The organism is Ruegeria sp. CH2 (assembly GCF_056537065.1).
In genome coordinates, this window is record NZ_JBQFQV010000017.1 from 39246 (window position 1) to 61575 (window position 22330).

Consider the following 22330-nt stretch of genomic DNA (forward strand, 5'->3'; position numbering starts at 1 on the left):
CCGCCGCCGCAGTCGAAGATGCTTAGAACGCGTCTTCGAATTTCTTTGCCAGATCTTCGATGTTGTCGGGCGGCCAGTCCTCGACATCCATGCCGAGGTGCAGACCCATGCCGGACAGCACTTCCTTGATCTCGTTCAGCGACTTGCGGCCGAAGTTCGGGGTGCGCAGCATCTCGGCTTCGGTCTTCTGGATCAGGTCGCCGATATAGACGATGTTGTCGTTCTTCAGGCAGTTTGCCGAACGGACCGACAGTTCCAGCTCGTCCACTTTCTTAAGCAGCAGCGGGTTGAACTCCAGACCATCATCTTCGTCCTGGCGACCAGCCGATTCCGGCTCGTCGAAGTTGACGAAGATCGACAGCTGATCCTGCAGGATGCGCGCGGCGTAGGCCAGTGCGTCATCGGGGGTGATCGAACCGTCGGTGTCGATCTTCAGGGTCAGCTTGTCATAGTCCAGAACCTGACCTTCACGGGTCGGCTGAACGTCATAGGCGACTTTCTTGACCGGCGAATAGATCGCGTCGATCGGGATCAGACCGATGGGCGCATCTTCCGGCTTGTTCTTTTCAGCCGAAACGTAACCCTTGCCGGTGTTGACGGTCAGCTCCATGAACAGGTCGGCGCCGTCATCCAGGTGACAGATGACGTGATCGCGGTTCAGAACCTCGATACCTGCGCTTTCGCTGATGTCACCAGCCGTTACGATTGCCGGACCTTTGGCATTGATCGACAGGCGCTTGGGGCCTTCGACTTCCATGCGCAAGGAAACCTGCTTGAGGTTCAGGATGATGTCGGTGACGTCTTCACGCACACCCGCCACGCTCGAGAACTCGTGCAGGACGTTGTCGATCTGGACGCTGGTGATGGCCGCGCCTTGCAGCGAGCTCATCAAAACGCGACGCAGGGCGTTGCCCAGGGTCAGACCAAAACCACGTTCCAGCGGTTCGGCAACCAGTGTCGCCTGACGCGCAGGGTCGTTGCCCGGCTTGGCTTCCAGCTGGGTCGGCTTGATCAATTCTGCCCAATTCTTGTGGATCATGTAATCCCTCCATTCCTGCCCGCGCCCCATGACCAACAAGGTGCAGACGCCCGAGGTTCAAAATGACGTGCTGGGGCCGTGCAAAAACACAGCCCCAGCTTAATTCCAGATCGCTTAGACGCGACGACGCTTCGGCGGACGGCAGCCGTTGTGAGCAATCGGGGTCACGTCGCGGATCGACGTGATGTTGAAGCCCACGGCAGCCAGTGCGCGCAGAGCCGATTCACGACCCGAACCGGGGCCCTGAACTTCGACTTCCAGCGTCTTGACGCCATGTTCCTGCGCTTTCTTGCCTGCGTCTTCCGCAGCCATCTGCGCGGCATACGGAGTAGATTTCCGCGATCCCTTGAAGCCCATGGTACCGGCAGACGACCACGAGATGGCGTTGCCCTGTACGTCCGAGATCAGGATCTTGGTGTTGTTGAAGGTCGAGTTCACATGGGCAACGCCCGATGCGATGTTCTTGCGCTCTTTGCGCTTGATGCGAGTCTTATCGCGTGCCATCGGTCAGACCCTCCCTTATTTCTTCTTACCGGCAATGGCCTTTGCGGGGCCTTTGCGAGTACGAGCGTTGGTGTGGGTACGCTGACCGCGAACCGGCAGGTTGCGGCGGTGACGCAGACCGCGATAGCAGCCCAGGTCCATCAGACGCTTGACGTTCATCTGAACTTCGCGACGCAGGTCACCTTCGACGGTGTAGTTGGCGTCGATATGTTCACGGATGGCCAGAACTTCGGCATCCGACAGTTCATTGACGCGGCGGTGCGCTTCAATGCCCACGGCTTCGCAGATTGCGTTGGCCGAGGTGTTGCCGATACCGGTGATATATGTGAGGGCGATTGGAACCCGCTTTGCAGTCGGGATGTTTACGCCGGCAATACGTGCCACGTGTCACTTTCCTTTTTGTTGCGGTTCCGTAACTCCGGAACCTTTTTTCACAACACTTTACCGTGGCAGTGACGCCAGAGGGTCCAGTATTATTCGAGGTGGTCGGGGCAATTGGGACGAATCCCGCATGCGGTCTTGATTCCCTTTAGGGATGGGGGTCGATATGGGCTTTTGGCGCTGGCGTCAAGTCCGAAACGAGGGCCGTCAATCTCGAAGGTAATTACAGAGAACTCAAAAGCCTAGATATCGCGAACTTTGGAGCAGTTAAGACCACTTATCAACGCTGATGTTTGACCCTGGATCGTGAGCGATGCTCAATCCCTTTCGTTGAAACTCATACTGAATAGCGAAAATCTGGTTTTGCAAAGCATCCCGCTTACGGCGGATATCCCACGTGATCAAAGCAGGTAAACCAAATACAGTGAAGAGGTAGAACAGAGAAACGCTGATATACTGCAAAATGTACTCTGCCAAGAACAGCCACAATGCAACGATGGGTAATCCAAGCAAAAACCATCGCTTCGTAGACTTTAAGAAAAGGCTGCGCCCCTCTTCCAAAAGATCTCTATAAAGATCAATCTTTGGCTCCAATTCAGGAGGCACAGCTGCGTTTCGATAAATCATGCGAAGTCCCGGCGGACTAACCCAGTATCGCCTCGATCGACGCCGTCACTTCCTTGATATCCGCCAGCCCGTTCACGGGGCGCAGATCGCCCTTGGCGTAGTAATAGCCAATCAGCGGAGACGTCTTCTTGTAGTATTCCATCAGGCGCGTGCGCAGGCTGTCTTCGTTGTCATCGGCGCGGCGCTGGAAGTCATTTTCCTTGCCGCAATTGGTGCATTTGCCATCCGCCGGGATCGGCTTGGTGTTGTCGTTATAGACCTCGCCACATCCGCCGCAGGTTGACCGCGCCGTGATCCGGCCCACCAGCGCGTCGTCATCAACGCGCATCTCGATCACGGTGTGCAGCGACTGGCCCAGCTTGGCCAGCAAAGCGGCCAGAGCATCGGCCTGCGCCAGCGTGCGGGGAAAGCCGTCAAAGATGAAACCGGCGCCTGTTTCGGTGGTCAGTTTCTCTTCGATCAGGCCGATCACGATTTCATCGGTGACCAGCTTGCCCGCGTCCATGATCGCCGCAACCTTCCGGCCCATCTCGGTGCCCGAGGTCTTGGCTTCGCGCAGCATGTCGCCCGTGCTGAGCTGCACCATGCCGCGTGTTTCAACCAGATGACGCGCCTGCGTTCCTTTCCCTGCCCCCGGGGGGCCCAACAGAATGATATTCATCGACGAGAGGGTCCCTTCCTGCCGCGTTTCTTGCTTTTGCCGCGCAGTTGAGACTTTTCGATAAGCCCTTCGTATTGATGCGCCAGAAGATGGCTCTGAACCTGTTGGATCGTGTCCATGGTCACGGAGACGATAATCAGAACCGAGGTGCCGCCGAAATAGAACGGGATGGCAAACTGGCCCCGCAGGATTTCAGGCAGCAGACAGACGGCGGCCAGATAGGCCGAACCCAGCACCAGCACGCGGTTGACCACGTATTCCAGATACTCGGCGGTTTTCTTGCCGGGGCGGATACCGGGCACGAACCCGTTCTGCTTTTTGAGGTTGTCCGCCACATCATCCGGCTTGAACGACACGTTGAACGTGTAGAAATAGGCGAAGAATACGATCATCGACGCGAAGAACAGCAGATACAGCGGCTGTCCGGGGCCGAAATTGGCCAGCAGCCACGACATGACCGGCCCGTTTGCAGCGCCCGACGAGAAGGTCGAGATCGTCACCGGCAGCAGCAGCAGCGAGCTGGCAAAGATCGCCGGGATCACGCCCGCGGGGTTGACCTTGACCGGCAGGTGGCTGGAGCCGCCTTCATAGATTTTCATCCCGGCCTGACGGCGCGGGTACTGAATATGGATCTTTCGCAGCGCCCGTTCCATGAAGACCACGAACATGATCACGGCGATCACCATTACGATCACACCAACGATCACGGCGGGGCTGATTGCGCCCGAACGGCCCGACGCGAAGAACTGCGCCAGGGCGGCGGGGACCTCGGCGATGATGCCGACGAAAATGATCAGAGAGATACCGTTGCCGATGCCGCGCGCGGTGATCTGCTCACCCAGCCACATCAGGAACATGGTGCCGCCGACCAGCGTGATCATGGTCGACATGCGGAAATACAGCCCCGGATCGGTCGCCAGATCGCCCGATTCCAGCGAAACAGCCAGACCATAGGCCTGAACGGTGGCCAGCGCCACGGTGCCGAAACGGGTGTATTGGTTGATCTTCTTGCGGCCCTGCTCGCCCTCTTTCTTGAGCTGTTCGAGCGCGGGAACCATCGATGTCAGCAGCTGCACGATGATCGAGGCCGAGATATAGGGCATGATGCCAAGGGCAAAGATGCCCATTCGGCCAAGCGCCCCGCCTGTAAACATCGAAACCATGCCGCCGATGCCCTGCCCCGCCTGTTCCATGAACTCGCGCAATGCTGCTCCGTCGATCCCCGGCACCGGAATGAAGGTGCCCAGACGATAGACGATCAGCAAACCCAGCGTGAACAGGATGCGGTTGCGCAGATCGGTGGCCTTGCCAAGGGCAGCCCAGCTTGTGTTGGCTGCCATTTGTTCTGCTGCTGATACCATAAAGTCGGTCTCTCTTATGCAAACGCCGCCCGGAACCGTTTTCCGGCTCGGACGGCGTCTTGGAAAACTCTGAAGTCTATGTAAGCGGGTCTTTGCCCGCTCACAAGCGCTTACTCTGCCGCAGCGGCTTTTGTGACTTTCAGTGAACCGCCCGCTTTTTCAACTGCCTCGACAGCAGCTTTCGACGCACCGGTCACTTCCAGATCAACCTTGGCGCTGATCTCGCCTTTGGCCAGAACGCGGATACCGTCCAGCTTGCGGCGGACCAGACCGGACGCAACCAGAGCGTCTTCGGTGATCGCAGCCTTGGCGTCCAGCTTGCCGGCTTCGACGAATTTCTGGATCAGGCCCAGATTGATGACGGCGAATTCCTTGCGGTTGGGCTTGTTGAAGCCACGCTTGGGCAGACGCTGGTACAAGGGCATCTGACCGCCTTCATAGCCGTTAATGGCCACACCCGAGCGGGATTTCTGGCCTTTGATACCACGGCCACCCATTTTACCTTTGCCGGAACCCGGACCACGGCCAACGCGGGTGCGTTTTGGGGCGGCGCCAGGATTGTCGCGCAATTCGTTCAGTTTCATTTCGCTTCTCCTAAGCCGGATATGACCCCCGAAGCGTGATGGGCCAAACACGGCATTTCTTGGTTTTGATTCTCGCGGCCAAAAAGCCACCGCAGGCGTATAGGCCCGATGGCAGGGCTTGGCAAGACTGTAGATCGCCAGCCGCTTGTCATGACCGGCAAAAGCCCCGGGACCGGCCCCGCGGGTGAACCCAAAAGGACACCTTCACCGGGGTCTGACCGAAAATTGAGCACGAAATATGGCGATTTTGGCAAATATCGCTTGCCATGACCGGGCGGTAGTCTATCCGGATTGCCACAAACAAGAACTTGGCAGGCGCATGACTGAAACCACTCTCTCGACCCGGAAACAGCCTGGGGCTACCGCTGCACGTGACTGGGTAACAACGCTTGCCAAATATCGCGAACCCGACCAGCTGCGCAGCGCGTTTGAGCTGGGCGTCAGTATCATCCCCTTCTTCGCGCTCTGGGCTTTGTCCTGGATGTCGCTGTCGGTCAGCTATTGGCTGGCTTTTGCGATTTCCGTTCTCAACGCGGCCTTTCTGTTGCGTCTGTTTGCCATCCAGCATGATTGCGGGCACGGCGCGTTTTTCAAGAACCGGACGGTCAGCGACTGGGTTGGACGCGCGATCGGAGTTCTGACGCTGACACCTTATGATGTCTGGCGCCGCACGCATTCCACACATCACAACAGTTCCGGCAATCTGGGCAAGCGCGGTATGGGCGATATCCACACCCTGACCGTGGCCGAATATCAGGCGAAAACCCCGATGAACCGGTTCTGGTATCGTGTGTATCGAAACCCGATCACCCTGTTTGTCTTTGGCCCCGGATATCTGTTCCTGTTTCAGAACCGGCTTCCACTGGGCCTGACCGACAGCGTCCGGTTCTGGGTCAGCGCGATGGCCACCAATCTTGCCATTCTGGTTGCGCTTGTGGCCATTTACTATTTTGGCGGGCTGATGCCGATGGTTCTGATCTTCCTGCCCTCGACCCTGATTGCCGCCACCGCCGGGGTATGGCTGTTCTATGTGCAACACCAGTTCGAGGACACGCATTGGGACGCCGATGAAGACTGGCAGTTGCACGAAGCGGCGCTGCACGGAAGCTCTCATTATATATTGCCGTCCGTGTTGCAGTGGTTCACCGCCAATATCGGCATCCACCACGTGCATCACCTGTACAGCCGCATTCCGTTCTATCGCCTGACCGAAGTGCTGCGCGACCATGATGAGCTGGCCAACAGCAACCGGATGACCATCCGCGAAAGCCTCGCCAACGCGCGCCTGCACCTGTGGGATGAGCAAAGCCGCCGACTGCTGTCCTTCGCCGAGGCGCGGGCGCTTTACGGGTGAGGTCTTCTGCGGCGTCGAGCGCAGGTGGAGTTTTCAGAGTTACCGGTCCGTGAGCCGCGCCAGCGACTGCCCGTGGGGTGGCGCTGCAACAGCTGATCCGCGCGCTTTATGGTACCAGATACGTGGGAAGTTTGAGCGAGGCGCCAACGTCCCCAAAGCGCCAGCCCGCCGGGACGGGCAGTCGCTGGCGCGGCGGGCTTTGGTTTTGATGTGCGCTTGGGTTGGGAGTAGATGGGCGTTGAGAGGGAAATATGTGTCTCTGGAGGAGGGGGGTTTTGCGTTCTGGAATTTTCTGTAACAAAACGACAGAAACGTGGGGTTTGGAAAGGAAGGAATTTGCTGGAGCATTTCAATTCACGACTTGTCGGGTGGGTGGTGGTCCCAGTCTTACTTTGCATAATCGGGTTTTTAGTGTGGCCCGGATTGTTTTTGGTCGCCGGCGCGACGCACTCGGTTGGTGCCTTTTGGTCTTTCTTGGGCAATTTTTTAGGATATCTCAGTTTTTTGTTCTCTTTCCTCGCCTTGGTAGAAGTCCGAAGGCTCTCGGAGCGCTACTATAAGCGTCAAAGGTTGCCTGAACTGCAATTACAGATTGAAGAAATGTCTAATCGGATGCGAGAAGTTGAGCAAAACCAAGTTAAAAACATAAAGGGCGAGAGATTCATCGGTGAAGCTAGAGTGGTGGCACGGCAGCTTGAAAAGACCAAGGTCCCAGATTTTCAAGAACTGCCCGAACGTATTGAAGATGCGTGTTCCAAGCTTGAGAAAGATATCAAGAAGCAGACCAATGGAGGTCGGCGCGTAAACGAATTGGATACTTATTGGGATCTTTACCGTCTACTATCTGAGATTGAGGACTCCATAACGGCATACGATTTAGAAAGAAAGGCGACACTATGAGTTACACACAGTCAGACTGGCGTCTTGCGATCACAAATCTTTTGAAAAGCACCTCCAAAGAAGAGGTTTCTTGGGAAACCACGGACATTTTTGAGGGCGACGTTTGGCATCTTGTAGACGCATCATACAAGTGTGTAGTGAATGACAAGATTTACGTGGTTTCACGCACACGTCGGAAAAACTACATAGATGAAGATGAATATTATTGGGTCATGGACTACGACTTTAGCATCTTCCGGAACTCCTTTGACAAAGTCAAACTAGCTTCAGCGCCGAGTGAACTCAGCATTATCAGCACTTTATTCAATGCGGCTGAGAACAGCTATGCCTACAGTAGCAACGCGTTGGGCGATCTTCTTTAGTTAGATTCTATAGGCGAACCTCGTTTTGCAGAGCAAGAAGGATGCCCCCTTGCCACCCACCTCCAACACTGCTAAACGCTCCCAATCTTGCGGCCTCGGATTCGTTCCGGGGCCTTAGATATTTTGCAACCGGGGACCTTCGGGGCCCTATACCTTTGGCACCTACGGGGGCCTATCACATAGCGGGGGACCTCCCCTGCACTTGCTAAACGGAAGACAGAAAGCATGGCACTCAAGTCGTACAAGCCGACGACGCCGGGCCAGCGCGGGCTGGTGCTGATCGACCGTTCGGAGCTTTGGAAAGGACGTCCGGTCAAGTCTCTCACAGAGGGTTTGACCAAATCGGGCGGCCGGAACAACACCGGACGGATCACTTCACGCCGCCGCGGCGGTGGCGCAAAGCGTCTCTACCGGATCGTTGACTTCAAACGGAACAAATTTGATGTCGCGGCAACCGTCGAGCGGATCGAATATGACCCGAACCGGACCGCGTTCATCGCACTGGTAAAATACGAAGACGGCGAGCAGGCGTATATCCTGGCTCCGCAGCGTCTGGCTGTTGGTGACAAGGTCATCGCGTCGGCAAAGGCCGATATCAAGCCGGGCAACGCAATGCCGTTCTCGGGCATGCCCATCGGTACCATCGTCCACAACATCGAGATGAAGCCTGGCAAAGGCGGTCAGATCGCACGTGCGGCCGGTACTTACGCGCAATTCGTGGGCCGCGATGGCGGTTACGCTCAGATCCGTCTGAGCTCGGGCGAGCTGCGCATGGTCCGTCAGGAATGCATGGCCACCATCGGTGCCGTGTCCAACCCCGACAACAGCAACCAGAACCTTGGTAAAGCCGGTCGTATGCGCCACAAGGGCGTTCGTCCGTCGGTTCGTGGTGTTGCTATGAACCCGATCGATCACCCGCATGGTGGTGGTGAGGGTCGTACCTCGGGTGGCCGTACACCGGTTACGCCGTGGGGTAAGGACACCAAGGGTAAGCGTACCCGCAACAAGAACAAAGCGTCCCAGAAGCTGATTATCCGCTCGCGGCACGCCAAGAAGAAGGGACGTTAATCCATGTCTCGCTCTGTTTGGAAGGGTCCTTTCGTCGATGCTTACGTGCTGAAAAAAGCCGAAGCAGCGCGCGAGTCGGGCCGCAACGAAGTCATCAAGATCTGGTCGCGTCGTTCCACCATCCTGCCCCAGTTCGTGGGTCTGACCTTTGGTGTGTACAACGGCCAGAAGCATATCCCGGTAAACGTCTCGGAAGACATGATCGGTCAGAAGTTCGGTGAATATTCGCCGACACGGACCTATTATGGCCACGCCGCAGACAAAAAAGCGAAGCGGAAGTAAGTCATGGGCAAGGAAAAGAACCCCCGCCGCGTGGCTGAAAACGAAGCAATGGCGAAAACGCGCATGCTTCGCACCAGCCCGCAGAAACTGAACCTGGTTGCGCAAATGATCCGCGGCAAGAAAGTCGAGAAGGCCCTGACCGACCTGACTTTCTCGAACAAGCGCGTCGCGCAGGACGTCAAGAAGTGCCTGCAGTCCGCAATCGCGAATGCCGAAAACAACCACAACCTGGACGTTGACGAGCTGATCGTCGCCGAAGCCTGGGTTGGCAAGAACCTGGTCATGAAGCGCGGTCGCCCGCGTGCCCGTGGCCGTTTCGGCAAGATCATGAAGCCGTTCTCGGAGATCACCATCAAGGTGCGTCAAGTTGAGGAGCAAGCCTAATGGGACATAAAGTCAATCCGATCGGCATGCGCCTTCAGGTCAACCGCACCTGGGACAGCCGCTGGTACGCAGATACCAAGGACTACGGTGATCTTCTTCTGGAAGACCTCAAGATCCGTGAGTTCATTCAGAAAGAGTGCAAGCAGGCCGGTGTTGCCCGTGTGATCATCGAACGTCCGCACAAGAAGTGCCGCGTTACGATCCACACCGCACGTCCGGGTGTCATCATCGGCAAGAAAGGTGCAGACATCGAAGTTCTGCGCAAGAAGCTGGCCGCGATGACCGACAGCGAACTGCACCTGAACATCGTCGAAGTGCGCAAGCCCGAGCTTGACGGTCAGCTGGTTGCCGAGTCAATCGCTCAGCAGTTGGAACGCCGTGTTTCGTTCCGCCGCGCGATGAAGCGTGCCGTACAGAACGCCATGCGCATGGGCGCCCTGGGTATCCGGGTGAACGTCGCTGGCCGTCTGGGTGGTGCCGAAATCGCACGGACCGAATGGTACCGCGAAGGCCGTGTGCCGCTGCACACGCTGCGCGCCGACATCGATTACGCACATGCCGAAGCGATGACCCCCTACGGGATCATCGGGATCAAGGTCTGGATCTTCAAAGGGGAGATCATGGAGCACGATCCGCAGGCACGTGACCGTAAAGCACAGGAACTCCAGGACGGCCCTGCACCTCGTGGTGCTGGTGGCGGTCGTCGCTAAGGAGGGAAAGATATGCTTCAACCAAAGCGTACAAAATTCCGCAAGTTGCACAAAGGCCGGATCAAGGGCGAAGCCAAGGGCGGCTCTGATCTGAACTTTGGCACCTACGGCCTGAAAGCGATCGAGCCTGAGCGTGTAACCGCACGCCAGATCGAAGCTGCACGTCGTGCCATGACGCGTCACATGAAGCGTCAGGGCCGTGTCTGGATCCGCATCTTCCCCGACACTCCGGTCACTGCAAAGCCGATCGAAGTTCGTATGGGTAAAGGTAAGGGTTCGGTCGACCGCTGGGTTTGCAAGGTCAAGCCCGGTCGCGTGATGTTCGAGATCGACGGCGTCAATGACGACATCGCCCGCGAGGCCCTGCGCCTGGCTGCGATGAAGCTGCCGATCAAGACCCGCGTCGTGGTTCGCGAAGACTGGTAAGCGATCCGGGGGCACCCCCGCTCGTGACAAGATTGACCCCCGTCGGAACACCGGCGGGGGTTTTTCTATAGGGGGCTCTGCCCCCGTCGCGCGTGCCGCGCGCCTCCCCCGGGATATTTTGGGCCAGATGAAGCAGGGGATCCGTTCTTCATCTGGCTGCAAATATCCCGGAGCGCGAGGCAGAGCCTCGCAAAACAGCCATCGCCTTCACCGCGCGGCTGGTTTAAGACAGCGCCATGCCACAGATTGAATCACTTTTCGTCACCCGCCTCTATCGTGCCTCCTTGTCCGAATTCGGTCCCCCGATCGATGCGGAGGAGTTGGAAAGCTCATGCCTTGTCATCGCCGAGGATGACGAGGCCGGTCAGGACTGGTGCGAAGAAAACGGCTATCCCGGTTACACCAGCTATGCTTCGCTGACCGACCTGCCCTGGCGGTTTCCGATATTCGCCGATCTGGTCAAAGCGCTGGACAGCCATGTGGCGGCTTTTGCCAAGGATCTGGAGTTTGATCTGGGTGAGGGTGAGCTGAAGCTGGAAGACCTGTGGATCAACATCCTGCCCGAGGGTGGCATGCATTCCAGCCATCTGCACCCGCACAGTGTGATTTCCGGCACCACCTATGTGGCGATGCCCGAAGGCGCGAGCGCGCTGAAGCTGGAAGACCCCCGCTCAGGCCGCATGATGGCCGCGCCGACGCGGCTGAAAGGCGGGCGACGCGATTTGCAGCCCTTCATCTATATGAAGCCGCAGGTGGGCGATGTCCTGCTATGGGAAAGCTGGCTGCGCCACGAGGTGCCGATGAACATGTCCGAGGATGAGCGGATTTCGGTGAGTTTCAACTATAAGTGGGACTGACCGTTTCTGGCAGGGCTGACTTCTGCACCTGTTTGATTGATCGGGATCAAGCACACTTAAGCCTGCTCGTTGTAGACTCCGCTCCAATGCGTCGGTCTGCCTGATGAGTCGGACCGGAGTGCCGCGTATCTGGTTTGATCGGACACACCGTGCTGAGATTTGTCACATTGATCATAGGGCTACTGGTCTCAAGCGCGACTGGCGTAGTGGGACAGGAGGTCGACCCGCACCGCATCTACGAAAACAGCTGTTCCGGATGCCACGCCCCCCATTCCGGTGATTTCGTTTGGGATGAGCTTAATGTGTCAGATGGCGTGCTGGTCGGAGCCCGGTCCGGACGGGCGGTCGAAATTTACCTGCGCTCCGGTCATGGCGGGGTGACTCCGGACAAGGCCGAGGTTCTGCTTGCTCATTTCCGAATTATCCGGGACTCGGGCGGGATCTTCATCGAGAAATGCCGTATTTGCCATGTGACCGCCGTGGAGCTCGTGCGAAACAATCTGATCCTTGAGGAAGGGAAGCTGACGGGGCGATATACCGGGCGTGACATCGGAGCGTTCCTGGACGGTCATGGCCGTCTTTCACCGGAAGAGGTTTCCGAGATGCTGTCCGTATTGACCAGAGTGGCAAATAGCCAGGGTCTGACACGGTGACACACGCGAGTTTTTGATTTTGGGAATTTCCCTGTTCCCGCATGGCAAACTTTCCCTTGCCACCCCACCCCTAACCCCCTATAGAGCGGCATCTTGCGGTCTCCCGGCGTTGTCGGGCGATTCGTATGTCTATCATTCATCCACCAGGTCAAAGGTGACCCGTGTACGGGGCCTTCTGGTGTTTTGAGCAAAGGAAAAAGGCGATGAACGCCCAAGAACTGCGTGACAAGACCCCTGATCAGCTCCGCGAGGAACTGGTCAACCTGAAGAAAGAAAGCTTTAACCTGCGCTTTCAACAGGCAACCGGTCAGCTGGAAAACACTGCTGGCATCAAAGCGGCCCGCCGCAACGCTGCCCGCGTCAAAACCATCCTGAACGAAAAGGCCGCTGCTGCGGCATCCGAGGAGTAATCAGATGCCCAAGCGTATCCTGCAAGGCACCGTGACCAGCGACGCCAACGAACAGACCATCACCGTGCTGGTCGAGCGCCGTTTCAAGCACCCGCTGCTGCACAAAACCGTTCGTAAGTCCAAGAAATACCGGGCTCATGACGAAAAGAACGCCTTCAAGGTCGGCGACTCTGTACGCATCATCGAATGCGCGCCGAAATCGAAGACGAAACGTTGGGAAGTTCTGGAAGCGTAAGCTTCCGGGATTTTTCATTTGTCGAAACCCTGGGGGATTTAATCAGACCAGCCCCCACAGGTCGGGAGAAACCACATGATCCAGATGCAGACCAATCTGGATGTCGCTGACAACTCTGGCGCACGCCGAGTTCAGTGCATCAAGGTCCTGGGTGGTTCCAAGCGTAAATACGCCTCCGTTGGCGACATCATTGTCGTCTCGGTGAAGGAAGCCATCCCGCGCGGCCGCGTAAAGAAAGGTGACGTCCGTAAGGCCGTCGTCGTACGCACCGCCAAGGAAGTCCGTCGCGAAGACGGCACCGCGATCCGTTTCGATCGCAACGCCGCCGTCATCCTGAACAACAACAACGAGCCCGTAGGTACCCGTATCTTTGGCCCCGTTGTTCGTGAACTGCGCGCGAAGAACTTCATGAAAATCATCTCGCTGGCTCCGGAGGTGCTGTAATCATGGCTGCTAAACTCCGCAAAGGCGACAAGGTCGTCGTGCTGTCCGGCAAGGACAAGGGCAAAGAGGGAACTATCACCTCGGTTGACCCCAAAGCCGGTAAAGCTGTGGTCGATGGCATCAACATCGCCATCCGCCACACCCGCCAGTCGCAAACCTCGCAAGGTGGTCGCCTGCCTCAGGCAAACCCGATCGAGCTGTCGAACCTGGCACTGCTGGACAAGAACGGCAAAGCAACCCGCGTTGGCTTCCGCATGGAAGGTGACAAGAAGGTGCGTTTCGCCAAGACCACAGGGGACGTGATCGATGCTTGATAACGCAACCTACACCCCGCGCCTGAAAGCGCAGTACGCCGAGACCATCCGTGCCGCTCTGAAAGAAGAGTTCGGCTACAAGAACGACATGCAGCTGCCCAAGCTGGAAAAAATCGTTCTGAACATCGGTTGTGGTGCTGAGGCCGTCAAAGACTCGAAGAAAGCGAAAGCTGCTGTCGAGGATCTGACTGCAATTGCCGGTCAACAGGCCGTTTCAACCAAGGCGAAGAAGTCGATCGCGGGTTTCCGCGTCCGGGAAGACATGCCGCTGGGTGCGAAAGTGACCCTGCGCGGTGACCGGATGTACGAATTCCTGGATCGTCTGATCACGATCGCAATGCCGCGTATTCGTGACTTCCGCGGTGTTAAGCCTTCTTTCGACGGTCGTGGCAACTTTGCCATGGGCATGAAAGAGCACATCGTGTTCCCGGAAATCGACTTCGACAAGGTCGACGAGGTCTGGGGCCTGGATATCGTAATTGCCACCACAGCGAAAACCGACGCTGAAGCAAAGGCACTGTTGAAAGCATTCAACATGCCGTTCAACGCGTAAGCGCCGGGAGGATTGAGACATGGCTAAAAAAGCAATGATCGAACGCGAGAAGAAGCGCGAACGCCTGGTGGCCAAATATGCCGCAAAGCGCGCCGAGCTGAAAGAAATCGCGAATGACGAGAGCAAGCCGATGGAAGAGCGTTTCAAAGCGCGTCTGAAACTGGCGAAACTGCCGCGCAACAGCTCGGCTACCCGTCTGCACAACCGTTGTCAGCTGACCGGTCGTCCCCACGCTTACTACCGTAAGCTGAAGGTCAGCCGTATCATGCTGCGCGAGCTGGGTTCTGCTGGTCAGATCCCCGGCATGGTGAAATCGAGCTGGTAAGGGAGACATAGATATGAATGATCCTATCGGCGATATGCTCACCCGTATCCGCAACGCGCAAATGCGCGGCAAGTCCACCGTTTCCACTCCGGCGTCGAAGCTGCGTGTTTGGGTTCTGGACGTGCTGGCGGACGAAGGCTACATCCGTGGCTATGAAAAGACGACCGGTGAAAACGGTCATCCGGCCATCGAAATCAGCCTGAAATACTACGAAGGCACCCCTGTCATTCGCGAACTGAAGCGGGTTTCGAAACCCGGTCGCCGCGTATACATGGGCGTCAATGACATCCCGCAGGTCCGTCAGGGTCTGGGCGTGTCGATTGTCAGCACTCCGAAAGGTGTGATGTCGGACGCAAACGCTCGCTCCAACAATGTTGGCGGCGAAGTGCTCTGCACCGTCTTCTAAGGAGGTCTGCAATGTCTCGTATTGGTAAAAAACCGGTCGAGCTGCCCAGCGGCGTAACCGCCTCTGTGTCGGGTCAGACCATCGAAGTCAAAGGTCCGAAAGGCACCCGCAGCTTCACCGCCACCGACGACGTAACGCTGTCGGTTGAAGACAACGTGGTCAAGATCGACCCTCGTGGCATGTCCAAGCGTGCCCGCCAGCAGTGGGGCATGAGCCGCACCATGGTTGCCAACCTGGTAACCGGTGTGACCACAGGCTTCAAAAAAGAGCTGGAGATCCAGGGTGTTGGTTACCGGGCGCAGATGCAGGGCAACACCCTGAAGCTGAACCTGGGCTATAGCCACGATGTTGATTTCACAGCTCCGGAAGGTGTCACCATCACCGCACCGAAGCAGACCGAGATCGTTGTGGAAGGTATCGACCAGCAGCTGGTGGGCGAAACCGCGGCCAAAATCCGCGAGTGGCGCCGCCCCGAGCCGTACAAAGGCAAGGGCATCCGCTATAAGGGCGAGTTCATCTTCCGCAAGGAAGGCAAGAAGAAGTAAGGACGCAGACAATGGCAAACAGCAAAAGAACCCTGTTTCTGAAGCGCCGCCTGCGCGTTCGGAACAAACTTCGCAAGGTCAACGCGGGTCGTCCGCGCCTGTCCGTACACCGTTCGAACAAGAACATCTCTGTTCAGCTGATCGACGACGTACGTGGCGTGACCCTGGCCTCGGCCTCGACCCTGGAAAAAGACCTGGGTGTTGTTGGCAAGAACAACGTCGAAGCGGCCACCAAAGTGGGCGCGGCCATCGCCGAGCGTGCCAAGAAGGCGGGCGTCGAAGAGGCCTATTTCGATCGTGGCGGCTTCCTGTTCCACGGCAAAGTGAAGGCTGTCGCCGACGCTGCGCGTGAAGGTGGCCTGAAGATCTGATGGTGTGCCGGGCTGAAGCCCGGCCTACCGGATACGACGCCGTAGGCCGGGCTTCAGCCCGGCACCGGCACTTTGAAGGCGGGTCCGCCCGCCTCGATGATCGGGGAGCCCCAGAATGTCATTCAGGGGTTCACTTCGATTGAGCAATTGGCGCCGCAAGCGCCTCTAGAGGAAAAGGGATGCCAAATGGCAGAACGTGAAAACCGTCGGGGCCGTGGCCGCGACCGTGAAGAAACGCCGGAATTTGCAGATCGCCTGGTCGCAATCAACCGCGTGTCGAAAACCGTAAAAGGTGGTAAGCGCTTTGGCTTCGCCGCTCTGGTGGTTGTCGGCGATCAGAAAGGCCGCGTCGGCTTTGGCAAGGGTAAAGCGAAAGAAGTACCTGAAGCCATCCGCAAGGCGACTGAGCAAGCCAAGCGTCAGATGATCCGCGTACAGCTGCGCGAAGGTCGGACCCTGCACCACGACATCGAGGGCCGTCACGGCGCTGGTAAAGTGGTTATGCGCGCCGCGCCTGAAGGTACCGGTATCATCGCCGGTGGTCCGATGCGTGCCGTGTTCGAAATGCTGGGCGTCAAGGACGTTGTCTCCAAGTCGCTGGGCTCGCAGAACCCCTACAACATGATCCGCGCCACCATCGACGGCCTGCAGAAAGAGCAGAGCCCGCGTTCGGTTGCCGCACGTCGTGGCAAAAAGGTTGCTGACATCCTGCCCAAGCGGGACGACGCACCGGCTGCTGCTGAAGCAGAAGCATAAGGAGAGCACGTCATGGCAAAAACCATCGTCGTCAAACAGGTCGGTTCGCCGATCCGCCGCCCCGCCGAACAGCGCGCAACCCTGATCGGCCTGGGCCTGAACAAGATGCACAGAACCCGTGAGCTGGAGGATACTCCTTCGGTGCGCGGCATGATCCGCAAGATCCCGCATCTGGTAGAGATCATCGAAGAGCGCGGCTAAGCCCGCAGCTTCGAAGACTTAGAAACGCCTCCGACCTCGGTCGGGGGCGTTTTTTGTTTAAGGGCTTGCCTGCCGGTGCCGTGAACTGATCCTCCGTCAATTCACCTTGAGCGCATGCCGCCTATGACTCGACGCATATAGTTCATGAATTGTGCGCGCTCAGGGTCATTCAAGACCTGTAATGCATCGGCATTCACGTTCTGAGCTGCCTCGTAGGCGCTGTTGCGAAGTGCTGCGGCCTTCTCGGTCAACCAAATCAATTGAGCCCTGGCGTCAGCAGGGTTCTTCGTTCTTTTGATCAAGCCATCACGTTCCATACGGTTAAGCGTGTTAGCCAATGTCGCCTGTTCGACGTCAATTTTGGTCAGCAGATCCTTTTGCGTCACACCGTCTTTGAGCCAGAGTTCCAGCAAGATTGGGAATTGTCCGACGACGATGCCAAAGGGCGCAATGCGTTGCTGCAACTCCTTTGCGAACAATCGTGCCATGTGATTAACCAGATACCCGGCCGAGTTTTCTTTTTCGAAGTCCATGTCCTGGATTTACACTTGAATAGCATGCTATGCAATTTTATATAGCTTGCTATATTTCAGAATCGAAGGGAACCGAAATGGCTCGTATCAAAGAGTTGGACACGATCGTCACGCTGGCAGATCAGATGCAGACCGAGGAAGGACCGGTGGTGCTGATCAACCTGTTTACGGTGGACGCCGAAGACGAAAAGGCGCTGCTTCGGGCATGGGCGCATGATGCGGATTTCATGAAATCGCAACCGGGATATATCTCGACCCAGCTCCATCAGGGTATCGCGGGCAGTTCGACCTTTGTGAACTACGCGATCTGGCAGAACGTGCAAAGCTTTCGCGACGCATTCACTCATCCCGAGTTCCAGCGTCGGATCGCGGACTATCCAGCAAGCGCAGTGGCCCGGCCACATCTTCTTCGCAAGCTCGCAGTCGAAAACCACTGCGTCGCCTGACCCTCATTTGGGAGTAGCAACATGTTAAGAACCATCCACCCCATCGCCGGAGTAGTAGGCTTTCTTACGATCCTCGTATTCTGGACATCCACTTTGTACAGTGAGTTATTTGCAAACCATGAGACCGTCGCGGCAGTAAAGTCCATGATCGTCAGCGGGCTCTTTGTTCTGGTGCCTGCAATGGTGATTGTCGGTGCATCCGGGGCGACACTTGGGCGTCGTCGAAAAGATGCCCCTGCGCTCGCCAAAAAGAAACGGATGCCGATCATTGCTATGAACGGGCTCATCGTCCTTGTTCCAGCCGCTGTCTACCTGAGCGCAAAGGCAAACGCGGGTTCGTTTGATACCAGCTTCTATATTGTACAGATCATCGAACTGATTGCCGGGGCGACCAATCTGACACTGATGGGGCTGAGCATACGTGATGGTCGGGCGATGGCCGCCCGCAAAAAAACGCGCGAAAGAAATGAAAGCGGCGTGTGATTGACGTGGCCCACGACATGTATAGCCATTCAACAGATGCATATCGGCTAGACCAAAATCTGCGTTGTTAGCGATAGCAAACGCTCCTATCTCTGCCTTGTCCAATGAAGGAACTCAAAAGGAAACGTCAGGGAATACGCCCTGATACGAGAAAGGAATACAGAGATGACAACTGCGACACTGACCCATACCGGCTTCAACTTCGGCACCCGGATCGCTGACATGATCACACGGATCAAAACAGCCCGCGCACGCGCTGCTGAGTATCAGCGCACCTATACCGAGTTGCAGCGTCTGAGCAACCGTGAGCTGGACGATATCGGCATCCGCCGCTGCGACATCGCAGATATCGCACACCGGCACGTATATTGCTCGTAACCACTCATACAATTGAAACGACCCAAAGGCGCCTTAGGGCGCCTTTTCTATGTTCAGTGCAGGCCCTGCCCCGCGAGCAGGCCGCTCAGCGGCCGCCAGAGGGTGCGATAGCTGTTGATGGGCTACCAATATGCCGGTGACGCCAGAATCGTCCTGAGCGGCCGCTGGAGGACGTGTGACCGCCCTGCCCCGACGCGCAAACCCAGAGCTTTGACGTCTGAAACGAAATCGGCCCCGGAGGAGTGATCCACCGGGGCCGAAAAGTGTCGCTGTAAGCGTTGGATCAGAGACCGGTGCTTACGTCGATTGTGTTACCCTCTTCCAGGGTCACATATGCTTTCTTGACGTCTTTCCGACGGCCCAACTGGCCGCGGAACCGCTTGACCTTGCCTTTGGTCACGGTGGTGTTCACCGCCTTGACCTTCACACCAAACAGTGCCTCAACGGCCTCTTTGATCTGCGGCTTGTTGCTTTCGATCGCCACTTCAAAGACAACCGCGCCATTTTCGGACGCCATGGTCGACTTTTCGGTGATGATCGGCTTGCGGATCACGTCGTAGTGTTCTGCCTTCGCGCTCATTTCAGACGAGCCTCCAGTGCTTCGACAGCCGCTTTGGTGAGCACCAGGGTGTCACGCTTGAGGATGTCATAAACGTTTGCACCCATCGACGGCAGGATATCCAGACCTTCGATGTTGCGCGACGCCTTCAGGAACCCTTCGTTCACGGTCGCGCCGTCGATGACCAGAGCGCGTTTCCAGCCCAGGTTTGCAACCTGTTTGGCCAGTGCGGCGGTCTTGCCTTCGGCTTCGGCGTTCTCGATCACAACCAGTTCACCTGCTTTGGCTTTGGCCGACAGAGCGTGGCGCAGGCCAAGCTTGCGGAACTTTTTCGGCAGGTCGTGGCCGTGCGAACGAGGGGTCGGGCCCTTGTAAACACCACCCTTGCGGAAGATCGGTGCGTTACGGTCACCATGGCGTGCGCCACCGGTGCCCTTCTGGCGGTAGATCTTCTTGGTCGAGTAGCTGGTTTCCGAGCGGGTCTTGACCTTGTGGGTGCCGGCCTGCGCGTTGTTACGCTGCCAACGGACCACACGGTGCAGGATGTCCGCGCGCGGCTCGAGGCCGAACAGGTCTGCATCCAGCTCGATGTCGCCGGCCTTGCCGCCGTCCAGTTTGATTACATCAAGTTTCATGCTTCACCACCTTCCGCGGATACTTCGTCCGCAGGTGCTTCGGTTGCAGCCGATTTCACAGCAGCCGGGAAAGGCAGGCCTTCCGGTGCTTTCTTCTTCACGGCGTCCTTGACGGTGACCCAGCCCGATTTCGGTCCGGGAACGGCGCCTTTGATGAAGACCAGACCACGGTCGGCGTCGGTTTTGACAACCTCGAGGTTCTGGGTGGTAACACGGGCAGCACCCATGTGACCGGCCATCTTCTTGCCTTTGAACACCTTGCCCGGATCCTGACACTGACCGGTCGAGCCGTGCGAACGGTGGCTGATCGACACACCGTGCGAGGCGCGCAGACCACCGAAGTTGTGGCGCTTCATCGCACCGGCAAAGCCTTTACCGATCGAGGTGCCCGAAACGTCAACCTTCTGACCGGCCAGGAAGTGCTCTGCCGAGATTTCGGCGCCCACTTCGATCAGGCCATCTTCGGAGACGCGGAACTCGGCCAGCTTGCGCTTGGGCTCGACCTTGGCAGCGGCGTAGTGGCCGCGCATGGCTTTCGAGGTGCGTTTTGCCTTGGCAGCACCAGCGCCCAGCTGAACGGCGGTGTAGCCGTCTTTTTCAGCGGTCCGCTGTGCAACAACCTGCAGGTTGTCCAGGTGAAGAACGGTCACAGGGATCTGCTTGCCGTCTTCCATGAACAGGCGGGTCATGCCAACTTTTTTTGCGATAATACCAGAGCGCATAATCTATACCCTCCGATCTTACGACTGCAGCTTGATCTCGACGTCCACACCAGCAGCCAGGTCGAGCTTCATCAGCGCGTCAACGGTCTGGGGGGTCGGATCAACGATGTCGAGCAGACGCTTGTGCGTGCGGATCTCGAACTGGTCGCGGGATTTCTTGTCAACGTGAGGGCCACGGAGAACCGTGAACTTCTCGATCTTGTTCGGCAGCGGGATCGGGCCGCGCACATTCGCGCCGGTCCGCTTGGCAGTGTTGACGATCTCTTGCGTGCTGGCATCCAGAACGCGATAGTCAAATGCCTTCAGCCGAATACGGATATTTTGGCTTTGCATAGTAACAGCCTTTTATCAGGCGTTGAGGTTGAGAGGAGGACAGACGCGCATCGCCAACCCTCATCGAACCCAAAAGGCGGGAATCATCCCGCCTTGATGTTCTTGTTGAGAACCTGCGCGTATTAGTGGGGTTGGCGGGGTTTGACAAGGGGGAAGTTGGTTCTCTCTCAGACGGCAGCTGAGAGACACGTGTCGAACCGAGAACGACATCGACGCGAAGCATCTGAATTTTCACTTTTTGGTTGGGAATACCCGACTTGAATACCACTCTAAACTGAGTAGTCCTTGGGTCTAAGTATCTGACAGACTTACCCGCACTTGCTTTTATAATCAGTGGGAAACCCTACGCTTTGACGGAAGCCTTGTTATCCAATTCACTTGTTTTCCCTGCTTTGTTGCATGTGGGCGCGTTTGATATTGCACACCTGTTTAACGACGATCCCAACATCCATTATACCCACGCAATCGCGATACAGTTTTTTTTACTGATGCTGTTGTTTACTTTGACTTCCCCCCTCTTCCTTTTGGGTTCAATTCTCGCCTTCTGTTTTTCGCCCAGAATGATCGATCCAGAACGATTGGTTGCACCTTGGACCATGTTACTTGCAATCGCACTTTTACTGAGTGCTCCAATGGGCTTCTCCTACATTTTGCTGGGTGTATTCCTTGTTCTGGCCCTACTAAGCTTGGTGACGCTTCGTTGGATGAAAAGTCCGAAGATCAAGCAAGAGTATCTCTGGCAACCTGAGGGTTTTCGGAATGCAAACCTCCCAAAGAAAACCCTTGCACTCTTGATTCTGGGCCTACTTCTTTACTTTCTGAAATCACTCGCAACGGCACTGATTTTTTCAGCGGTGCCATTAAATACTGGTCAGCCAGAGTTCCAGTTACAGTTTTCACACAGAATGAACATCAGTGTTGTGCGTGCATCATACAGGTTTCCAGATACACAATCCTGCCTTGAGAGCGGCGCAGATGCTGGAATCCGCGAAGATCTGCTGCGAATGGATTGGGATGAGATTTCGACGATCGGAGACGCAAAGGTCTGCATGTTCAGGTTGCTACACGAATGGGGTGGAGTGGCTGAGGCTGCATCTTGGCTAGAAGCCCAAGGCTTTCGTGTGGGCGAGAATATCAGTTCCGAAAAACCCTACGAGAACCGAGATGGCACATTACGCGTCGACGGCGGATGGTCGATCAAGAGAAATGGCCCACGCTTTCCAACATCCGGCATTGTGACTCGCATTCTAAAGGCAGTACCTTATGGCATGGGTGTGAGAGCCACCTTTAGCGAAGACGGGGAGGAGCTACTTTATCTCAACATCGATTTTTCCACACTATGAAAACTCGCGACTGCACCGCCTTCTGAGCCAAGGTTCTTCGGCGTATGGTTAGAGTAAACAAAAAGGCCGCCCCTTATGGAGCGGCCTTCGTTTGTTCACCGATGTGCCGGGCTGAAGCCTGGCCTACGGATTATTCTACGATCTTCGACACGACGCCGGCGCCGACGGTGCGGCCGCCTTCGCGG

General features: G+C 56.9%; 37 protein-coding genes. 25 read left to right on the plus strand and 12 right to left on the minus strand.

Going from position 1 to position 22330, the window contains the following annotated elements:
• Positions 1–22 precede the first annotated feature (22 nt).
• The 7 genes from ACR0M9_RS18225 to rplO form a co-directional block, all read right to left on the minus strand.
• Positions 23–1039 carry a DNA-directed RNA polymerase subunit alpha gene (locus ACR0M9_RS18225; protein WP_209598874.1) on the minus strand — a complete coding sequence of 339 codons (1017 nt, stop codon included), beginning with the start codon at positions 1037–1039 and terminating at the stop codon, positions 23–25.
• A gap of 114 nt (positions 1040–1153) precedes the next feature.
• Positions 1154–1543, minus strand: a complete 390-nt coding sequence (gene rpsK / locus ACR0M9_RS18230; RefSeq protein WP_170462414.1) for a 30S ribosomal protein S11 — start codon at positions 1541–1543, stop codon at positions 1154–1156.
• A 15-nt stretch (positions 1544–1558) separates the two neighbouring features.
• Positions 1559–1927 carry a 30S ribosomal protein S13 gene (rpsM, locus tag ACR0M9_RS18235; protein ID WP_209505862.1) on the minus strand — a complete coding sequence of 123 codons (369 nt, stop codon included), beginning with the start codon at positions 1925–1927 and terminating at the stop codon, positions 1559–1561.
• A gap of 264 nt (positions 1928–2191) precedes the next feature.
• Positions 2192–2551, minus strand: a complete 360-nt coding sequence (locus ACR0M9_RS18240) for a hypothetical protein (protein WP_480508515.1) — start codon at positions 2549–2551, stop codon at positions 2192–2194.
• A gap of 16 nt (positions 2552–2567) precedes the next feature.
• The gene (locus ACR0M9_RS18245) at positions 2568–3212 is read right to left on the minus strand and encodes an adenylate kinase (RefSeq protein ID WP_267363761.1); all 645 of its coding nucleotides are present in this window, start codon (positions 3210–3212) and stop codon (positions 2568–2570) included.
• Positions 3209–4573 (minus strand): preprotein translocase subunit SecY, encoded by a 1365-nt coding sequence (secY, locus tag ACR0M9_RS18250; protein ID WP_480508517.1) that lies wholly within the window; start codon positions 4571–4573, stop codon positions 3209–3211. Before secY ends, ACR0M9_RS18245 begins: the two co-directional genes overlap by 4 nt.
• Before the next feature lie 110 nt (positions 4574–4683).
• A complete protein-coding gene (rplO, locus tag ACR0M9_RS18255) occupies positions 4684–5157 on the minus strand; it encodes a 50S ribosomal protein L15 (protein WP_480496037.1) in 474 nt (157 codons plus the stop codon).
• Positions 5158–5476: 319 nt separating this feature from the next.
• Between rplO and ACR0M9_RS18260 the strand changes: the two genes are divergently transcribed.
• From ACR0M9_RS18260 to rpmD, 21 genes are all read left to right on the plus strand, one after another.
• Positions 5477–6511 carry a fatty acid desaturase gene (locus ACR0M9_RS18260; protein ID WP_480774303.1) on the plus strand — a complete coding sequence of 345 codons (1035 nt, stop codon included), beginning with the start codon at positions 5477–5479 and terminating at the stop codon, positions 6509–6511.
• A 336-nt stretch (positions 6512–6847) separates the two neighbouring features.
• Positions 6848–7411 (plus strand): hypothetical protein, encoded by a 564-nt coding sequence (locus ACR0M9_RS18265; protein ID WP_480774304.1) that lies wholly within the window; start codon positions 6848–6850, stop codon positions 7409–7411.
• Entirely contained in the window at positions 7408–7773 is a 366-nt protein-coding gene (locus tag ACR0M9_RS18270) for a hypothetical protein (protein ID WP_480774305.1), read from the plus strand. The genes ACR0M9_RS18265 and ACR0M9_RS18270 overlap by 4 nt, the downstream gene beginning before the upstream one ends.
• Before the next feature lie 225 nt (positions 7774–7998).
• The gene (gene rplB, locus ACR0M9_RS18275; RefSeq protein ID WP_170531634.1) at positions 7999–8841 is read left to right on the plus strand and encodes a 50S ribosomal protein L2; all 843 of its coding nucleotides are present in this window, start codon (positions 7999–8001) and stop codon (positions 8839–8841) included.
• Positions 8842–8844: 3 nt separating this feature from the next.
• Positions 8845–9123: a 30S ribosomal protein S19 gene (gene rpsS, locus ACR0M9_RS18280; RefSeq protein WP_005980699.1), complete on the plus strand. Its 279-nt coding sequence runs from the start codon at positions 8845–8847 to the stop codon at positions 9121–9123.
• 3 nt (positions 9124–9126) lie between these two features.
• Positions 9127–9507, plus strand: coding sequence for a 50S ribosomal protein L22 (gene rplV, locus ACR0M9_RS18285; RefSeq protein WP_039538267.1), 381 nt, complete (start codon positions 9127–9129; stop codon positions 9505–9507).
• The gene (gene rpsC / locus ACR0M9_RS18290) at positions 9507–10217 is read left to right on the plus strand and encodes a 30S ribosomal protein S3 (RefSeq protein ID WP_209505853.1); all 711 of its coding nucleotides are present in this window, start codon (positions 9507–9509) and stop codon (positions 10215–10217) included. The genes rplV and rpsC overlap by 1 nt, the downstream gene beginning before the upstream one ends.
• Positions 10218–10229: 12 nt before the next feature.
• Positions 10230–10643 carry a 50S ribosomal protein L16 gene (rplP, locus tag ACR0M9_RS18295; protein WP_267364819.1) on the plus strand — a complete coding sequence of 138 codons (414 nt, stop codon included), beginning with the start codon at positions 10230–10232 and terminating at the stop codon, positions 10641–10643.
• A 236-nt stretch (positions 10644–10879) separates the two neighbouring features.
• Positions 10880–11500, plus strand: a complete 621-nt coding sequence (locus ACR0M9_RS18300) for a 2OG-Fe(II) oxygenase family protein (RefSeq protein WP_480774306.1) — start codon at positions 10880–10882, stop codon at positions 11498–11500.
• Between the two features lie 149 nt (positions 11501–11649).
• On the plus strand, positions 11650–12153 hold the full coding sequence (locus ACR0M9_RS18305) for a hypothetical protein (protein WP_480538830.1): 504 nt from the start codon (positions 11650–11652) through the stop codon (positions 12151–12153).
• Positions 12154–12356: 203 nt separating this feature from the next.
• Positions 12357–12563, plus strand: a complete 207-nt coding sequence (gene rpmC / locus ACR0M9_RS18310; RefSeq protein WP_209505847.1) for a 50S ribosomal protein L29 — start codon at positions 12357–12359, stop codon at positions 12561–12563.
• 4 nt (positions 12564–12567) lie between these two features.
• Positions 12568–12798 (plus strand): 30S ribosomal protein S17, encoded by a 231-nt coding sequence (rpsQ, locus tag ACR0M9_RS18315; RefSeq protein ID WP_209505845.1) that lies wholly within the window; start codon positions 12568–12570, stop codon positions 12796–12798.
• 75 nt (positions 12799–12873) lie between these two features.
• Complete coding sequence (gene rplN, locus ACR0M9_RS18320; protein ID WP_005621870.1) at positions 12874–13242, plus strand: 50S ribosomal protein L14; 369 nt, start codon at positions 12874–12876, stop codon at positions 13240–13242.
• Positions 13243–13244: 2 nt separating this feature from the next.
• Entirely contained in the window at positions 13245–13556 is a 312-nt protein-coding gene (gene rplX, locus ACR0M9_RS18325) for a 50S ribosomal protein L24 (RefSeq protein ID WP_480474055.1), read from the plus strand.
• Entirely contained in the window at positions 13549–14109 is a 561-nt protein-coding gene (rplE, locus tag ACR0M9_RS18330) for a 50S ribosomal protein L5 (RefSeq protein WP_480484777.1), read from the plus strand. Before rplX ends, rplE begins: the two co-directional genes overlap by 8 nt.
• A gap of 19 nt (positions 14110–14128) precedes the next feature.
• A complete protein-coding gene (rpsN, locus tag ACR0M9_RS18335) occupies positions 14129–14434 on the plus strand; it encodes a 30S ribosomal protein S14 (protein ID WP_142639784.1) in 306 nt (101 codons plus the stop codon).
• Positions 14435–14447: 13 nt separating this feature from the next.
• The gene (gene rpsH / locus ACR0M9_RS18340) at positions 14448–14840 is read left to right on the plus strand and encodes a 30S ribosomal protein S8 (protein ID WP_209505841.1); all 393 of its coding nucleotides are present in this window, start codon (positions 14448–14450) and stop codon (positions 14838–14840) included.
• 11 nt (positions 14841–14851) lie between these two features.
• Entirely contained in the window at positions 14852–15385 is a 534-nt protein-coding gene (gene rplF / locus ACR0M9_RS18345) for a 50S ribosomal protein L6 (protein WP_170467582.1), read from the plus strand.
• Positions 15386–15396: 11 nt separating this feature from the next.
• On the plus strand, positions 15397–15756 hold the full coding sequence (gene rplR / locus ACR0M9_RS18350) for a 50S ribosomal protein L18 (RefSeq protein WP_010437103.1): 360 nt from the start codon (positions 15397–15399) through the stop codon (positions 15754–15756).
• Positions 15757–15942: 186 nt separating this feature from the next.
• Positions 15943–16512 carry a 30S ribosomal protein S5 gene (gene rpsE, locus ACR0M9_RS18355; protein ID WP_209505839.1) on the plus strand — a complete coding sequence of 190 codons (570 nt, stop codon included), beginning with the start codon at positions 15943–15945 and terminating at the stop codon, positions 16510–16512.
• A 12-nt stretch (positions 16513–16524) separates the two neighbouring features.
• Complete coding sequence (gene rpmD, locus ACR0M9_RS18360) at positions 16525–16713, plus strand: 50S ribosomal protein L30 (protein ID WP_267364815.1); 189 nt, start codon at positions 16525–16527, stop codon at positions 16711–16713.
• 101 nt (positions 16714–16814) lie between these two features.
• Here rpmD and ACR0M9_RS18365 read toward each other — a convergent pair whose 3' ends face one another.
• Positions 16815–17246 carry a MarR family winged helix-turn-helix transcriptional regulator gene (locus ACR0M9_RS18365; RefSeq protein ID WP_267364814.1) on the minus strand — a complete coding sequence of 144 codons (432 nt, stop codon included), beginning with the start codon at positions 17244–17246 and terminating at the stop codon, positions 16815–16817.
• Between the two features lie 77 nt (positions 17247–17323).
• Between ACR0M9_RS18365 and ACR0M9_RS18370 the strand changes: the two genes are divergently transcribed.
• The 3 genes from ACR0M9_RS18370 to ACR0M9_RS18380 all read left to right on the plus strand — a co-directional run bounded on the left by ACR0M9_RS18370 (position 17324) and on the right by ACR0M9_RS18380 (position 18553).
• Positions 17324–17692 carry an antibiotic biosynthesis monooxygenase family protein gene (locus ACR0M9_RS18370; RefSeq protein ID WP_171638091.1) on the plus strand — a complete coding sequence of 123 codons (369 nt, stop codon included), beginning with the start codon at positions 17324–17326 and terminating at the stop codon, positions 17690–17692.
• Positions 17693–17713: 21 nt separating this feature from the next.
• Positions 17714–18175 (plus strand): hypothetical protein, encoded by a 462-nt coding sequence (locus tag ACR0M9_RS18375; RefSeq protein WP_480774307.1) that lies wholly within the window; start codon positions 17714–17716, stop codon positions 18173–18175.
• Between the two features lie 165 nt (positions 18176–18340).
• The gene (locus tag ACR0M9_RS18380) at positions 18341–18553 is read left to right on the plus strand and encodes a DUF1127 domain-containing protein (RefSeq protein WP_209505835.1); all 213 of its coding nucleotides are present in this window, start codon (positions 18341–18343) and stop codon (positions 18551–18553) included.
• 283 nt (positions 18554–18836) lie between these two features.
• Here the strand turns inward: ACR0M9_RS18380 and ACR0M9_RS18385 are convergent, their stop codons facing one another.
• The 4 genes from ACR0M9_RS18385 to rpsJ are packed head-to-tail and all read right to left on the minus strand — an operon-like array spanning position 18837 to position 20802.
• A complete protein-coding gene (locus tag ACR0M9_RS18385) occupies positions 18837–19133 on the minus strand; it encodes a 50S ribosomal protein L23 (RefSeq protein WP_170609990.1) in 297 nt (98 codons plus the stop codon).
• The gene (gene rplD / locus ACR0M9_RS18390; protein WP_480474058.1) at positions 19130–19747 is read right to left on the minus strand and encodes a 50S ribosomal protein L4; all 618 of its coding nucleotides are present in this window, start codon (positions 19745–19747) and stop codon (positions 19130–19132) included. The genes ACR0M9_RS18385 and rplD overlap by 4 nt, the downstream gene beginning before the upstream one ends.
• Positions 19744–20469, minus strand: a complete 726-nt coding sequence (gene rplC, locus ACR0M9_RS18395; RefSeq protein WP_480487330.1) for a 50S ribosomal protein L3 — start codon at positions 20467–20469, stop codon at positions 19744–19746. The genes rplD and rplC overlap by 4 nt, the downstream gene beginning before the upstream one ends.
• Before the next feature lie 18 nt (positions 20470–20487).
• Positions 20488–20802: a 30S ribosomal protein S10 gene (rpsJ, locus tag ACR0M9_RS18400; RefSeq protein WP_008756422.1), complete on the minus strand. Its 315-nt coding sequence runs from the start codon at positions 20800–20802 to the stop codon at positions 20488–20490.
• Between the two features lie 362 nt (positions 20803–21164).
• Between rpsJ and ACR0M9_RS18405 the strand changes: the two genes are divergently transcribed.
• A complete protein-coding gene (locus ACR0M9_RS18405) occupies positions 21165–22145 on the plus strand; it encodes a hypothetical protein (RefSeq protein ID WP_480774308.1) in 981 nt (326 codons plus the stop codon).
• Positions 22146–22330: the final 185 nt, after the last annotated feature.

Bases quoted from the DNA above. Each gene is read 5' to 3' on its own strand.
- ACR0M9_RS18225 (WP_209598874.1), bottom strand. From the start codon at position 1,039: ATGATCCACAAGAATTGGGCAGAATTGATCAAGCCGACCCAGCTGGAA.
- ACR0M9_RS18385 (WP_170609990.1), bottom strand. From the start codon at position 19,133: ATGAGCGCGAAGGCAGAACACTACGACGTGATCCGCAAGCCGATCATC.
- rplN (WP_005621870.1), top strand. From the start codon at position 12,874: ATGATCCAGATGCAGACCAATCTGGATGTCGCTGACAACTCTGGCGCA.
- rplC (WP_480487330.1), bottom strand. From the start codon at position 20,469: ATGCGCTCTGGTATTATCGCAAAAAAAGTTGGCATGACCCGCCTGTTC.
- rplF (WP_170467582.1), top strand. From the start codon at position 14,852: ATGTCTCGTATTGGTAAAAAACCGGTCGAGCTGCCCAGCGGCGTAACC.
- ACR0M9_RS18370 (WP_171638091.1), top strand. From the start codon at position 17,324: ATGGCTCGTATCAAAGAGTTGGACACGATCGTCACGCTGGCAGATCAG.
- rpsE (WP_209505839.1), top strand. From the start codon at position 15,943: ATGGCAGAACGTGAAAACCGTCGGGGCCGTGGCCGCGACCGTGAAGAA.
- ACR0M9_RS18260 (WP_480774303.1), top strand. From the start codon at position 5,477: ATGACTGAAACCACTCTCTCGACCCGGAAACAGCCTGGGGCTACCGCT.
- ACR0M9_RS18365 (WP_267364814.1), bottom strand. From the start codon at position 17,246: ATGGACTTCGAAAAAGAAAACTCGGCCGGGTATCTGGTTAATCACATG.
- rplR (WP_010437103.1), top strand. From the start codon at position 15,397: ATGGCAAACAGCAAAAGAACCCTGTTTCTGAAGCGCCGCCTGCGCGTT.
- rpsJ (WP_008756422.1), bottom strand. From the start codon at position 20,802: ATGCAAAGCCAAAATATCCGTATTCGGCTGAAGGCATTTGACTATCGC.
- ACR0M9_RS18270 (WP_480774305.1), top strand. From the start codon at position 7,408: ATGAGTTACACACAGTCAGACTGGCGTCTTGCGATCACAAATCTTTTG.
- rplX (WP_480474055.1), top strand. From the start codon at position 13,245: ATGGCTGCTAAACTCCGCAAAGGCGACAAGGTCGTCGTGCTGTCCGGC.
- rpsS (WP_005980699.1), top strand. From the start codon at position 8,845: ATGTCTCGCTCTGTTTGGAAGGGTCCTTTCGTCGATGCTTACGTGCTG.
- rplB (WP_170531634.1), top strand. From the start codon at position 7,999: ATGGCACTCAAGTCGTACAAGCCGACGACGCCGGGCCAGCGCGGGCTG.
- rpsN (WP_142639784.1), top strand. From the start codon at position 14,129: ATGGCTAAAAAAGCAATGATCGAACGCGAGAAGAAGCGCGAACGCCTG.
- rplV (WP_039538267.1), top strand. From the start codon at position 9,127: ATGGGCAAGGAAAAGAACCCCCGCCGCGTGGCTGAAAACGAAGCAATG.
- rpsK (WP_170462414.1), bottom strand. From the start codon at position 1,543: ATGGCACGCGATAAGACTCGCATCAAGCGCAAAGAGCGCAAGAACATC.
- ACR0M9_RS18375 (WP_480774307.1), top strand. From the start codon at position 17,714: ATGTTAAGAACCATCCACCCCATCGCCGGAGTAGTAGGCTTTCTTACG.
- rpmC (WP_209505847.1), top strand. From the start codon at position 12,357: ATGAACGCCCAAGAACTGCGTGACAAGACCCCTGATCAGCTCCGCGAG.
- ACR0M9_RS18245 (WP_267363761.1), bottom strand. From the start codon at position 3,212: ATGAATATCATTCTGTTGGGCCCCCCGGGGGCAGGGAAAGGAACGCAG.
- rpsC (WP_209505853.1), top strand. From the start codon at position 9,507: ATGGGACATAAAGTCAATCCGATCGGCATGCGCCTTCAGGTCAACCGC.
- rpsQ (WP_209505845.1), top strand. From the start codon at position 12,568: ATGCCCAAGCGTATCCTGCAAGGCACCGTGACCAGCGACGCCAACGAA.
- secY (WP_480508517.1), bottom strand. From the start codon at position 4,573: ATGGTATCAGCAGCAGAACAAATGGCAGCCAACACAAGCTGGGCTGCC.
- rplE (WP_480484777.1), top strand. From the start codon at position 13,549: ATGCTTGATAACGCAACCTACACCCCGCGCCTGAAAGCGCAGTACGCC.
- rpsH (WP_209505841.1), top strand. From the start codon at position 14,448: ATGAATGATCCTATCGGCGATATGCTCACCCGTATCCGCAACGCGCAA.
- rplO (WP_480496037.1), bottom strand. From the start codon at position 5,157: ATGAAACTGAACGAATTGCGCGACAATCCTGGCGCCGCCCCAAAACGC.
- ACR0M9_RS18300 (WP_480774306.1), top strand. From the start codon at position 10,880: ATGCCACAGATTGAATCACTTTTCGTCACCCGCCTCTATCGTGCCTCC.
- ACR0M9_RS18240 (WP_480508515.1), bottom strand. From the start codon at position 2,551: ATGATTTATCGAAACGCAGCTGTGCCTCCTGAATTGGAGCCAAAGATT.
- ACR0M9_RS18380 (WP_209505835.1), top strand. From the start codon at position 18,341: ATGACAACTGCGACACTGACCCATACCGGCTTCAACTTCGGCACCCGG.
- rpmD (WP_267364815.1), top strand. From the start codon at position 16,525: ATGGCAAAAACCATCGTCGTCAAACAGGTCGGTTCGCCGATCCGCCGC.
- rplP (WP_267364819.1), top strand. From the start codon at position 10,230: ATGCTTCAACCAAAGCGTACAAAATTCCGCAAGTTGCACAAAGGCCGG.
- rplD (WP_480474058.1), bottom strand. From the start codon at position 19,747: ATGAAACTTGATGTAATCAAACTGGACGGCGGCAAGGCCGGCGACATC.